Annotated in this window: 9 protein-coding genes; 3 read left to right on the forward strand and 6 right to left on the reverse strand. The window is 46.4% G+C overall.

All coding sequences use genetic code 11. The annotated features are described in order from the left end of the window. The first annotated feature begins 80 nt into the window (after positions 1-80). Positions 81-596, forward strand: a complete 516-nt coding sequence (locus BGK61_RS13120; RefSeq protein ID WP_076012665.1) for a lactoylglutathione lyase family protein — start codon at positions 81-83, stop codon at positions 594-596. A gap of 121 nt (positions 597-717) precedes the next feature. On the opposite strand, the gene BGK61_RS13125 is transcribed toward BGK61_RS13120, so the two are convergent. The 4 genes from BGK61_RS13125 to BGK61_RS13140 all read right to left on the reverse strand — a co-directional run bounded on the left by BGK61_RS13125 (position 718) and on the right by BGK61_RS13140 (position 5,601). Next, the gene (locus BGK61_RS13125) at positions 718-1,359 is read right to left on the reverse strand and encodes an MBL fold metallo-hydrolase (RefSeq protein ID WP_076012664.1); all 642 of its coding nucleotides are present in this window, start codon (positions 1,357-1,359) and stop codon (positions 718-720) included. A 3-nt stretch (positions 1,360-1,362) separates the two neighbouring features. After that, on the reverse strand, positions 1,363-2,775 hold the full coding sequence (locus BGK61_RS13130; protein WP_076026089.1) for an APC family permease: 1,413 nt from the start codon (positions 2,773-2,775) through the stop codon (positions 1,363-1,365). Next, complete coding sequence (locus BGK61_RS13135; protein ID WP_076012949.1) at positions 2,772-4,472, reverse strand: amidohydrolase; 1,701 nt, start codon at positions 4,470-4,472, stop codon at positions 2,772-2,774. Before BGK61_RS13135 ends, BGK61_RS13130 begins: the two co-directional genes overlap by 4 nt. An 88-nt stretch (positions 4,473-4,560) precedes the next feature. Beyond that, positions 4,561-5,601, reverse strand: coding sequence for a serine/threonine dehydratase (locus tag BGK61_RS13140; RefSeq protein WP_076026090.1), 1,041 nt, complete (start codon positions 5,599-5,601; stop codon positions 4,561-4,563). Positions 5,602-5,794: 193 nt separating this feature from the next. Between BGK61_RS13140 and BGK61_RS13145 the strand changes: the two genes are divergently transcribed. Continuing rightward, positions 5,795-8,773, forward strand: a complete 2,979-nt coding sequence (locus BGK61_RS13145; protein WP_076012906.1) for a bifunctional diguanylate cyclase/phosphodiesterase — start codon at positions 5,795-5,797, stop codon at positions 8,771-8,773. An 11-nt stretch (positions 8,774-8,784) separates the two neighbouring features. Then, the gene (locus BGK61_RS13150) at positions 8,785-9,159 is read left to right on the forward strand and encodes a PH domain-containing protein (RefSeq protein WP_014950757.1); all 375 of its coding nucleotides are present in this window, start codon (positions 8,785-8,787) and stop codon (positions 9,157-9,159) included. 146 nt (positions 9,160-9,305) lie between these two features. Here the strand turns inward: BGK61_RS13150 and BGK61_RS13155 are convergent, their stop codons facing one another. Next, the gene (locus BGK61_RS13155) at positions 9,306-11,141 is read right to left on the reverse strand and encodes a S8 family serine peptidase (protein ID WP_076026091.1); all 1,836 of its coding nucleotides are present in this window, start codon (positions 11,139-11,141) and stop codon (positions 9,306-9,308) included. A 204-nt stretch (positions 11,142-11,345) separates the two neighbouring features. Beyond that, the gene (locus BGK61_RS13165) at positions 11,346-13,556 is read right to left on the reverse strand and encodes a S9 family peptidase (protein WP_076012695.1); all 2,211 of its coding nucleotides are present in this window, start codon (positions 13,554-13,556) and stop codon (positions 11,346-11,348) included. Positions 13,557-13,603 lie beyond the last annotated feature (47 nt).

Consider the following 13,603-nt stretch of genomic DNA (forward strand, 5'->3'; position numbering starts at 1 on the left):
TAAGCGGTGTTCGAGTTGGCCTTCTAGACGAGGCGACCGCTTAAGCCATTTTGATAACTTGCACTACATAGGAGTAAGTGATGACTGAAGCAGTAAAAACACCGTATCCACGTACGTTTTCTCACATCGGTATTTCGGTACCTGACTTAGAAGCTGCCGTGAAATTTTATACCGAAGTACTTGGCTGGTACCTCATCATGAAGCCAACAGAGATTATTGAAGATGACTCGGCAATTGGCGAAATGTGTACCGATGTATTTGGTCCAGGTTGGGGGAAATTTCGCATTGCGCACCTTTCAACAGGTGATCGTGTTGGCGTTGAAATTTTTGAGTTCAGCAACCAAGAGAACCCAGAAAACAACTTTGAATATTGGAAAACCGGTATCTTTCATTTCTGTGTTCAAGACCCAGATGTTGAAGGCTTGGCTGAAAAGATTGTCGCTGCTGGTGGTAAAAAGCGAATGAAGGCGCCGCGTTATTACTATCCTGGTGAAAAGCCTTACCGCATGATTTACATGGAAGACCCGTTTGGCAACATCCTTGAAATTTATAGCCACAGCTATGAGTTGCATTATGCAAGTGGCGCTTACGAATAAGCATTATTTGTAAGGTCTGTTAATTATCGCTTCATGCTTGTATGTAGCGGGCGTCAATTAGCAGGAAGGCGAGGGCGTTAATGGCAATTAAACGTACCTCGCCTTTTTATTTTTAATTAGGCTAACCGAACCTGCCAGATACATAAGGATTCGTGGCCTTTTCGGTTGCAACCGTTGTAGTTGGCCCGTGACCCGGGTAAATCGTCATATCATCCGGCAGCACCATAATTTTCTGTTTAATCGAGTCGATTAATTGCTGATGATTACCTTGTGGGAAATCCGTTCTGCCAATAGAGCCTGCGAAAATGACATCCCCCACAATAACGCGATTACTTGAGCGTTCTACCAGCACCACATGACCAGGTGTATGACCCGGGCAATGCAGCACTTCTAGCGTTAAATTGCCCACTGAAATGGTATCGTTGTCGTTTAACCACTCGTTGGGAATAAAAGGTTGGGCGGGTGGAAAGCCAAACATTTGGCTTTGCTGCATAAGTGCATCTAACCAAAATTTGTCGCCAATATGAGGCCCAAAAATCGGTACACCGTAATGCTCTGCGATGGCAACAGTGCCGCCCACATGATCTAAGTGCCCATGAGTGAGTATGATTTTTTCTATACTCACGCCTTTATTTGACGCAGCTTCAATTAACGTTTCAACGTCGCCACCTGGGTCGACAAACGCGCCTTTGTTAGTGGATGAGTCCCAAATTAATGAACAGTTTTGGGCAAAGGGCGTAACGGGTATAACTTGAATTTCCACGGTTTAACCTTTTGATTCTTTGTTGCTTGGAGCGAAATAAAAAAAATAAAGCAGTGCGCCAACCACTAATTCACCCAGTAAAAATAGCCACGCGTTGGTTGAAGACTGCGCAATAGACCATGCGCAAACCGCTAGTGCGACAAAGGGTATCAGACGTCGAAACAGGTTTACAGGGATGGCAAATGCGCCTGCAGAGCCTTTAAGGTAAGCGTCTTTCCCAGAAGTATCTTGCTGCATGCTGGCTTGTGAAGTAGCGCTCTGCAAGGAAGCCCCTTGCAATGAATCTCGCTGTGCTTTCATCAACACCACTACACACACGGCGTAAACCACAAGCCGGGCAAGCACGCTTGAAATAGCCAGCCATACAAAGCTACCGCTAAGTGCCATAGCTCCTGCAAATAATCCCAGTATTGATATGGAAACAGCTGGGGTAGCGAAGGACGCATGAATTTCGCCTAACTTCTGTCCGAGTTTACCTGGAATAAGTGACTGCTGCGCCATAGAGAACGTCAGACGAGATGTAGATATCATATTTGCCAGTAAGTTACCGGCAACCGACACAACGGCGGTTAGCGTCATTATAAGCGCCCCAGTTTCGCCAAATATTATATTGGCGAGTGCGATAAGCGGTGCGCTATCCGGCTCTGCAGGCCCTACTGTGTGCCAATAAAGCCACTGCACGCAAAAGTAAAATATGGCAATACCTGAAACCGTAAGCATCAAAGCCCGAGGTATGGTCTTTTTCGGCGAACTGGTCTCGCCGCTCGTGACCACTACCGTTTCAAAACCAATAAAAGCGTAAAGCGTAAGTAGGGCACCAGCAGATATGGTGTCAAACGCCGGTACAACGGTTTCCGAAGAACGTGCTAGCGCAGTAGAAAAATCGAGCTGCCAGTAACCAACCGCAATAAGCGCCACAAGAGGCAGCAGTTTTAGCACCGAGATAGTATCAAGTGAACGCATGGCGGCCTTAAGGCCGACAATATTCACTACGATTAGTGCTGTGGTAAGCGCGATAATAGCGAATGACTTGCCTATTCCCGCATTCAGTTCGGGCCACACATAGCCGGCGTACAGCAATAACACGTGCATGTTGGCGGCAATCGCGGTTGCGCGAGCTAAATAGTAAATAAAGCCAGTTTGAAACGCCGCTGCGTCGCCAAAGCCTTTCTGGGCGTACACCACAGGTCCACCGGTTTCTTGGTACAGCGCCGCTAGCTGCCCAAAACACCACACAATGGCCAGCATTAGCGCGCCAAAAATCAAAAAGATGTAAGGGCTGAAAGCGCCGAGCTCAGCGGCCATTTTGGCGGGCAGAGCAAAAATGCCCGCCCCAATAAGGCCATTTAACACCAAAAGGGCAGCGCCAATGCCGCCAATCCCTTTGGTTAACAGGCTTTTGTTTTCGCTACTCATTTAGAAAAAACTTCTTCTCCAGCCACATAAGTGGCGTGTACTTCGGTTTTCCAAATGTCTTTGGCATCAATGGTAAAAATATCTTGGTCGACCAAGATAAAGTCTGCCCATTTTCCTGGAGTTAGTGTGCCTAAGGTATCTTCCATGTGCCCTGCGTAGGCTGCATCTAAAGTAAACCCTTTAAAGGCTTGTTCAATGGTTAACGCTTCGTGGGCATACCAACCTTTTACGGGTTGATTGTTTCTGTCTTGTCGCGTAACCGCAGCGTGAAGGCCGTAAAATGGGTTAGCAAGCTCAACAGGGAAATCAGAGCCTAAAGGCAGTGCAATACCTGAATCGAGTAGCGTTTTCCATGCGTAAGCGCCTTTCATACGATCTTTTCCTAAACGATCTTCCGCCATGTTTTTATCGCTGGTGGCGTGAGTTGGCTGCATGGAAGGTAAAACATTTAGCGAAGCAAAGCGAGCTAGGTCGTCAGGCGCAATCACCTGTGCATGCTCAATGCGGTTGCGCAGTTCGCTGCCGCCAATACTCTTAAACGTGGTTTCAAACTCGTTCAGTGCAACATGGTTAGCCTTATCACCAATGGCATGGTAGTTAAGCTGGAAGCCCGCACCAATTACCGTAGTAAACAGTTGGGTCATATCTTCTGGTTGAGTTAACAGCAATCCATGTTGATGCGGCGCATCTGAATAAGGTTCAAGCAATGCTGCGCCTCGGCTACCTAGTGCGCCATCGCCATAAGCTTTAACTGAACGAATATATAAAAAGTCGTCTTTATCGCGGATAGCGCCATTGCCTAACATGGTGCTGAGGTCAGGGTCTGTCGCACTCACCATGGCGTAAATACGCACAGGCAAGTCACCTTCTACCGCTTCTTTTAAATAGAAATCGTAAACGTCTCTGTCTATGCCAGCATCGTGCATTGACGTAACACCATTTGCTAGTAAGTGCTCACCTGCTGCATGTAATTGTTGCTCGTAAATAGCGTTGCTTGCTTTAGGCAAGTGCGCTTCTATTAATTGCGATGCATTATCAATGAAAACACCGGTAGGATTACCGTCGGCGTCTTTAATGATTTCGCCCCCTGCAGGCGATGGGGTGTCTTTAGTTATACCCGCAATTTCCATCGCTTTACTGTTCACCCAGGTAGCGTGGCTGTCTACGCGAGCTAGTGCCACAGGTCGGTCAGAAATGACTTTATCCAGGTCAGCCGCTGTTGGAAACGCTCTGTCAGACCATAACTCCTGGTTCCAACCGCGCCCGGTAATCCAAGCTTGTTGTCCATTTGCAAAGGCGTATTCGGCAACTGTCTTGGCCGCGTCTTGTGCACTGCTACTTTCTCGCAAATCGACTTCCAACAAGTTTGCGCCTAAGCCAAGCAAATGCCCGTGAGCGTCGATAAGCCCGGGTAGCATGACTTTGCCTTTGCCATCAATAGTGCTATCGACAGGCGTGTTATCTTTGTCGATATCTAATGCAACTACTTTGCCTTCATCAATGACAAGGTTTTTAAACGTAATCAGTTTGCCACTTTCATTTAACGTATAGCCTTTTACGTTCTCGACTAGCGTTGCAGCATCTACCGTAAGCGTGGTGGTCATAGCACCTAACGTTACCGCTGTTGCAAACGTTGCGGTTAGCAATTTTGAAAGCGAGTGCTTTTTAAATGTCAGTGCCGACAATGTAGAGTTCATAGTGAGTTTCTGCCTTTTTTATTTCTGTTTTATTCTTTGTTCTTATACCGAGTTGTCCGAATTTAGATAGCTGTGCGCTAACAAAACGCTATGCCTCAACACGCTCAGTTTCTTCAAGTTCATCTTCGTCATCAAGGTCAAGGATAGGAGGCTGCAGCAAAAAATCTCTCTCCCAAATCTTAGCCATACTCGCCTGACTTATGTTTCCACCACTCAATATAACAAGAGCCGTTTGCCCAGGCGGGGTGTTGGCAGCCCAAGCCGCTACTGCAGCCATGGTCATCGCACATGTGGGCTCTATATGAAGCTTTAATAAATGATGTAGCCATTGGGTCCAATAAGCAATTTGCAGCTCGTCCACTTCATAGAAATCATCTATTTCTTGCAATATAGGGAACGTAACATCGCCAACAGAAGGAGTGGCAGCGCCGTCTGCTAAGGTATCTGGTGCATAGTCTAAGGCAATGATCTCACCTGCTTGCAACGACATAGAGGCATCATTCGCCTCGGCAGGCTCAGCGCCAATGACCAATGCATTTGGCTGTAGTGCGCGAGTTGCCAGCAATGAGCCCGACAATAACCCTCCGCCTCCGCAGGGCGCAAAGACAGCATCCACCTCACCAATTTCGTTAAGCGCTTCTAACGTTGCCGTGCCTTGTCCTGCCACAATATCTTTGTGGTTAAACGGCGGTATCCAGACCGTGTCTGGTGCTTTTGAGGCTTGCTCGACAGCAGCGTCTGCTTCTGGTCGGGTAGGAAATAGTTTTAATTCAGCACCATAGCTTTGCGTAGCAGCAGCTTTAATCGGCGAAATGGTCTCGCTCGCGAAAATAGTGGCCTTAATACCAAAGTGAGCTGCTGCATAGGCTACCGCCTGAGCATGATTTCCAGAACTATTGGCAACTACATGCTTCGGTAAACGACCTTCCTCTTTCAAGCGGGCTAAAAAATTCATGGCGCCGCGAATTTTGAATGCCCCAATGGTCTGTAAGCACTCCGCTTTAAACAGAATGCGGTTGCCCATCCATTTGTTGAGCAACGAAGATTCAACAATTGGCGTTTTCTTTACGTCGCCTTTTATACGTTCATAGGCTTGTTTAATGTCTTCGAAATTTGGGGAAATACTCATTACGTAACGCTCTTTTCATTTTGAGTTTTTAATGGGTTAGCGCCGACAAGGGCTTTACGCACTAAAAGGAAAACCGATACCTTACAGTGCCAGATACTATTAAATAACGCCAGAGCCTATACCTATAAGACAATTCATATTTATTTCATAAACCTTATTTAGTATACCGGCGCAAGTTACCGGAGACAGGCACATGTTAAGCAAACACAACCATCGTATTTACGCCTTACCTACGGTTTTGTTTCTTTTTCTCACCTTTTTATTTGTTTCTGCTGGTGTTTTTATCCAAAACGATGAACGCGCAGCACGTATTTCCAAAGCGCAGTCGGTTGCAGAGCAGGTAAAAATTAGTCTTGAAGTTTTCTCAAGCGAACGTATTCAAGCGCTGCACAACCTAATGCGAAACTGGCCCACCTTTGAGCCAAACCAAGTAGACTGGTTTAATGCGCAAGCACTGTCATTGATGGGCATGCAGCGAGGCTTTTCATCGCTGGTATTTGTCGATGCTAACGGTGAGATAGCGTGGGTGGCAACGCCATCTTCCGGTATCAAAACCCGTATAGACAACAGCCTCATTGGCCATCCTATGGAAGCGTTGGGCTTAAACATATCGCGTTTGTCCGAGGATTTGGAAAGCACGCTTTTGTATTCAGATGCCGCTCAACATCACTTTATCGTTGTGGGCAGGGCCATAAGCCCTCAAGAGCCTGAGCACGGATTTCTGGCGGCGGGGTTCGACGTACAAACCATATTAACCGTGATGTTAGGCGAGTTAGTAGGCCCACAGTTTAACTTTCAGCTTAACGCCGACAGTGCAACGCTTTTTCAAAGCGGTGAGTTAGTCAACGATGGCACCATTGTGTCGCTTTTGCCGTTCAGTTTTTTAGAACGCGATTTTTACCTTTCCATGCAGTCTCAGCTAAGCCCATATAACGCTGGCTTGTTAATTATTATGATTGGACTGTTGATGTCGGCGCTAGTGAGCTATGTGCTGCACAAGCAGCTTAAAGGTGCGGTTAATTTGTCTTTAAGTCAGCAGCGTTACCTCACCGCTAGCGAAGCCTCCCTTGATGCGCTTCTTATTTATCAGCCAACAGATGACGACTTTTCTCTAGTAGAAGCAAACTCATACAGTCGCTACCTATTTCGCGGTGCATGCGATGTATTGAGGTCTATGAGTTTAGCCGAGCAAACGCGTTATTTAGGTTTAAGCAGTGAATTTAAAAACGCCAAAAACGTTGCTGAACTTGGCGTGCCTTATGAAGCTCACCTTGCCATTCACAGTGATAAGATTGCGCCTCAATGGATAAAAGTCCAGGTGGTAAGAGCTGGTGACAATATTGCGGTGACCGTAAGGGACGTGACCGAACGTTTTCGTGCCCAGCACGATTTAAAGCGTAGCGAAGAAAAGTATCGCCGCTTAGTTGACGGCATGCACCGCCACTTTGTTTACACCAAGACCGTCGAGCACAACTTTATGTATGTGAGCGCAGGTATTGAAAAGATTTTAGGGTTTAGCGCAGAAGACTTCTGTGCGAACGAGTCGAAGTACGTTCGCCAAGTACCTGACGAGACGTTTGAGATACGCCAAACCATTGCCCGTGGCGAAAAGCCCGAGCCTTATATTGTGCATTATCAAGGCAAGGTCGGCGAACCGTTAGCGATTGAATTTTCAGACACGCCCATTGTCGACGAGCAGGGATTACTGGTTGCCGTTGAAGGCATAGCTCGCGATGTGACGAAAGAGCTGGCGCTGCAGGAAGAAGTGTATTTTCAAGCAAACCATGACCAGTTAACCGGGCTGTTTAATCGCTATGCATTTGATGAAAAACTACGAGAGATCCTTGATGAAACGCATAAAGCGGCTGGTCAGCAGGGCGAGAGCAAGGCTTTAAACCACGTTGATTTTGAAAAAGTGGCGAGTATCAATTTGCCTCGCGCTTACCACAAGCAAAGCGTGATGTGCTTTATCGATATGGATCGATTCAAGTTAGTTAACGACAGCTGTGGTCATCCAGCCGGCGATAAGCTGCTAAAAGAAATCTCCACCATATTTAGGCAATACGTGAATGGGAAAGACCTGCTTGCCCGAATAGGGGGAGACGAGTTCTGCATTATATTTCGCAATCAAAGTTTGGATGAGGTGACCAAGCGCCTAGACAAGCTTTTATTGGCGATTTCAAATTATCGTTTTGTTTATGACGACAAGTTGTTCTTTGTGGGGGCAAGCATTGGCGTTATCGAAATAAACGAGAGTACACAAAGCGCAGAAGCGTTAATTAAAGCTGCTGACAACGCGTGTTACAAAGCCAAACACTTGGGTCGAAACCGTTACTTTGTGTTTCATGACAATGATTCACAAATGGCCATTGATGACAGTGAAAACCAGGTGCTACATGCCTTGCACCACGCATTACAAAACGACGGTTTTGAGTTGTATAGCCAAGCTATCATGCCGCTTAACGTGCCCAATCAAGAAAAGGCCGCCCAACTACAGCATTACGAGATTTTGCTGCGTCTACATGCAAAAAACAGTGGCCTTATAAGTCCAGGGCTTTTTATCCCGTTGGCAGAGCGTCACGGCTTAATGAACAAAGTGGATATGTGGGTGGTAGATAACACCCTTAAAACCCTTGAAAGTAATCCTGCTCACATCGATACCGTAGGCAAAGTCGCGATTAATTTATCGGGTATTACATTGGGTGATGAAATGGCGCTGCATAAGATTGCAAAGCGTATGCAAAGTACTTCTGTACCTGCTGAGAAAATTTGTTTTGAGATTACAGAGACAACAGCGGTAACTAACTTAAGCGCTGCTAAACACTTCATTTCTACACTACGTGATTTGGGGTGTAGCTTTGCCTTAGACGACTTTGGTGCAGGTATGTCCTCGTTCACCTACCTTAAAAATCTAGATGTTGATTACGTTAAGATCGACGGCTCCTTTGTGCGAAATATCGTTCACGATCCTATCGATCATGCTACAGTAACTGCGATAAATAATATCGCGCACAGTATGGGTAAACAGACTGTGGCCGAGTTTGTGGTCGATAACGCGACCGCCGAGGTTTTACGAGACCTTAAAGTAGATTTCGGTCAAGGCTTTGCTTTGGATAAACCCAAGCCACTGGCGCATAGAGTTCAATGGCGAGTTAAACTTGCCTCTGCTTAAAAGGAAATGTCATGGGTTTATTTGATACCATCATGGGGAATGCAAGCGAGACTAGCGCTTCAGATGTTCAAGAAGAGCTTACGCCTATACTTGCTGCTAACGAAACCGTTACCTCTGCGTTTAAATTGGTGCGCGATTTAAGTGTATTCACAAACAAGCGCCTAATCCTTATTGATAAGCAAGGCCTTACCGGGCGCAAAGTGAACTATCATTCAATACCTTATAAATCAATCACGCAGTTTATCGTTGAGACGGCAGGGCATTTTGATACTGACGCCGAGCTTAAAATTTGGCTGTCGGGCAAAGCCGATCCAATTGAGATTGAACTAAGTGCATCGTCTGCTCAGGCGGTACAGCAAAACCTAGCAACCCAGATGTTTAGCTAAGCGCAATTGCTTACCTAGATTACGGTTAATAAAAAGAAAGCGGGCAGTGTGAACTGCCCGCTTTTTTTAGTTTATTGCTTTAAGATTCAGACAATCTTTTTGCGAATCACTGCAAATTCATGTCGGAAACATAACCCGCTAAAACCTTAGAAAACCACACTAACACTTGCTGAACAGGTAGTAGTGCCGGTCTCACACACTTGGTAGCTGTAACTACCGCCGCCTTTAACGTTAAGCGCGTCAGTATAAGCGCCATCGTTAGCCGTGGTAGCAATTACATTTCCGTCGCGATATACATCAACATTTGATGACGTAGCGTCAGCCCAAGAAAGATCCACTCTTTGTGTGCCTTTTACCTTATAGCCGGTGGCAGTAAGAGTTAATTCACCTGTGCCACCAGTACCGCCACCGCCGTTGCCTCCGGCGCAGCCGTTTTGCGTAAGGTAAGCATTCATATCAGCCGCTTGGGCGATACCATAACCAAAGAAGTCGTCTTTGCCCGCTGCACCTGCATCCATCGCCGTAGCTTTCAGTGCGCTTCGGATCTCTTCACCTGTACAAGTTGGGTGATTTGACCATACCAGTGCCGCAATACCTGCAACGGCTGGTGTCGCCATTGAAGTACCGCTCATGTAGCCGTAGTCGCTTGCGCCAATAGAGATATCAATGGTAGATGCCGCAACTAATGCGCTTCTATCTTCGAATGCTGCTCCTACAGCAGGGATAGATGTATTGTTAGTATCACCGAGCGTGCCGTAAAGCATGCCTGGTTCATTGTTAATAATGACGGCTCCTACACCACCAGATAGTTCACAGTTGTTAACTTTGTCGTAGAACGACACGCTACCGCGGTCAATAACACAAACTTTGCCAGCAGCACCGCTATCTACAGCATCACCCAAACCCAGGAAGTAGGTTGCAGCTGATGCCGTACCAGTGTTTTCCATCGCTGATGAAGCAAAACCGACACCGTCAGCACTCATAGAAGAAAGCGAAGCTCCGCCAGCTGGGTATGTGGAAAGAGTGTCTACACCGCCTGCAGTTACTTCCACACAGATAGTTTCGTCGGTCGTTACGCGTTTACCACGACCTGTGGTACACGACGGATACTGAGAGAAATCCGCGATGTTGTTATCAGCATCGTTAGCGCCAATCATCATCACTGACGAGTAGCCCGCAGGGTAAGAGCGTACGCTATTGCCATCATTGCCCGCTGCAGCTACTGCTAAGCCGCCCCCAGCTACGAAGTCTTTAAACGCATTTTCTTCTGTAGAGTTTGCACCGCCGCCACCAAGGCTCATGTTGATGATGTTGGCACCAGCTTGAGAACAAAGCTGTGCTGCTTGTGCTAAATCTGATGAATATCCCCAGCCAGAAGCGTTAAACACCTTGATAATATGCATATCAACACCAGGTGCCATACCCACTACACCAAAACCGTTATCAGCCGCGCCGATGGTACCTGCTACGTGTGTGCCGTGTGGGCCACCATTTTCAAACCAGTTACCTGTGCCAGGGTCGTTGTCACCGGTAATTGCAGACCAGTTGAAATCGGCATTCGATGAATCTAACCCGGAGTCGATGACACACACTTTCATGCCTGCGTTGCTATCAAATACAACCTGATCAGCTTGTGATTGATAAACCGCGTACGGCGTTAATTGGGTTTGCGTTGGGTCTCCCGCGTCGTCGTTAAATAACGCTAGCGGTACACGCTTTTGGTCAGCCTCAACCAGTTTTACATGTGGATTGTTGAGCAAGCCTTTAACGTCATCTAATGACTTACCGCTGAAGGTTGCAGCAATAAAGCCATCGGCATCAACGTGTATTTCTGCGCCAGACTGTTTGGCTAGTGCTTTAACAATGCCCTTGGCGTTGTTGTCTACTTGGATAATATAACGGTCGTTGTCTGCAAGAGCGCCGAAGCTTGAAAGTGCCAAACCAGCAGCGATTAAAGAAGGGGTAAATTTATTGTTTTTCATAGGTACCACTCTGTTTCACCTGTTGTGTAATCCCACCTTTTTGATTGTTTTTTGTGGTGGGTGAGCAAATTGCTCACTTTCGAACCTACACTATGAAAAAAATTAAACAAACCTTGAAGTAAAAAATTATTATAAAGTTTAATAACCAAAAAAAGGGCATAAAGATAAATAATCTTTATGCCCTTATATTTCATTCACTTATGGCTACTTGAGCGTTCTATTGAAAAAGTTGGTTATTGTTTTGTATAAGTGAATGCCCGTTTGCTTGCCTCGAATGCTGTGCTTCTTGCCCGGATAATCCATAGTTTCAAATGGAATTGCCAAGTCTTGAAGGTGCTTGTATAGCATCGTTGAATGGGTAAACAGCACGTTGTCATCTGCCATGCCGTGGTAAATTAAAAGGTCGCCTTTCAGGTCTTTTGCGTAGGGGAACACTGAAGACGCGGTGTAAGCATCGTCATCCGTATTGGGGTTGCCCATGTAGCGTTCAGTATAGTGGGTATCATATAAGCGCCAGTCGGTTACCGGCGCACCTGATACACCCGCTGCAAAGTAATCGCCCGCTTTAAACATGGTCATTAGGGTCATGTATCCGCCATAGCTGTGGCCATGAACACCAATACGCTCAGCATCAACGAAAGGAAGTGTGCGCAAGAACTCTACGCCTGCAACCTGATCGTCCACTTCAATAAAGCCCATTTTTTTGTAAATAGGATCTTCAAAGCCTTTGCCGCGATAGTTAGAGCCGCGGTTATCTAGCGTAAATACCACATAACCTTGGTCAACCCAGTGTTGGAATAGCAAACCACGGTTACCCGCCCAGCTGTTTGTTACAACTTGTGCGTGCGGGCCGCCGTAAAGGTAAACAATAACAGGGTGCTTCTGTTTAGGATTTTGCTTGGCACTGTCAGGCGTGTAAATTCGATACTTAAGGGTTGCGCCATCTTTTGTAGTGATGTCACCAAACTCAGGTGCCGTCCAGCTATCCATGTAAGCGTGCAGAGGGTGGCCTTCTTCAACTTTATTTTCTTCAAGCCAGGTAATTCGCTCGCCGGTGGCACTATTTAGGCTAACTTGAGCAGGAGAGTTAATGGTTGAGAAACGGTCGATAAAGATAGAGGCATCTTTACTGAATGCCGCGCTGTGATAAGCCCCAAGTTCGGTTACTCGTGTAATTTCACCGCCATCTAATGGCACGCTGTAAACATGGCTTTCTAGTGGCGTGTCTTTGCGCCCAGAGAAATACAAACGGTTGTTCGCAGTATCAATAGCTTCAACGCTGTCCACGACCCAGTCGCCTTTGGTTAATTGCTTAACCATTTTGCCGCTGTTGTTAAATAGGTAAAGGTGTTTAAAACCGTCACGCTCAGACGCCCAGATAAACTGTTCTTTGTCTTTAAGAAAGTAAAGGTCGTTATGCAGGTTTATCCAGGTATCGCTTGTTTCTGTAAGCAGTACGTTTTCTTTTTTACTGTTAAGGTCGAACGCGCGAAGCTCCAGTGTTTGCTGGTCGCGTGTCTGCCACTGGTAGGTAAAGGTGGTGCTATCTGGCATCCACTTTCCGCGGGCAAAATAAATGTCTTTGTCTTTACCTAAATCAACCCAGGTGCGATCGCCAGAGTTGATGTCTTGAATAGCAAGTTCCACCAAGACGTTGGGCGTACCCGCTTTCGGGTATTTCTGTTCGATAAGTTTGATGTCGTCAGCATAGATTTCAGAACGCGTGATAACATCTACTGGGCTTTCATCAACTTTGGTAAAAGCAATTTTAGTTTCATCTGGCGACCACCAGTATCCGGTCATGCGGCCCATTTCTTCTTGCGCCACAAACTCAGCCATACCAAATTTGATGTTGTCGCCACCTTCTTTAGTAATCGCCATTTCTTTACCAGACTCGATATGTTTTACATAAAGGTTCTGGTCGCGAATGAAGGAAATGTAGTTACCTTTTGGTGATAATTTAATATCAGTTTCAAAAGCGTCAGTATCTAGAAGTTGCTTCGCCCCTTTTTCGCCTAGCTTGTGATAAAACACGTCGCCCCCTAATGGGAACAGTAAGGCTTTTCCATCGTCCGACCATTGGTAGCTAACAATCCCGCTGCCAGATAAGCGCATGCGCTCGCGGCGTGCTTTTTCTTCATCGGAAAGTACTTCTTCGCCGCTTTGTAGGTCGTTTGAGTCGAACAGCATACGGGTTTGACCACTTTCAATGTGGTACTCCCATAAATCTAGACGTTCGTAGTCGGTTTGCTTACCTTTAAGGAACGTTACCCTTTGACCATCGGGTGACACTTTTAATGAACGGGGGGCATCGCCATCAAGAGAAGGTGAAGAGAAAATACGCTCGATTGTGAGCGTTTCAGCATTTAAAGCAGTAGAGAGCATAGCGGCTCCAATTAAAAGGGCTTTTTTCATTTTTATCTGCATAATTGACTGTCGAAGGTTTGATTGTAGCTATATCA

Source organism: Alteromonas abrolhosensis, assembly GCF_001953635.1.
GTDB classification, from domain to species: domain Bacteria; phylum Pseudomonadota; class Gammaproteobacteria; order Enterobacterales; family Alteromonadaceae; genus Alteromonas; species Alteromonas abrolhosensis.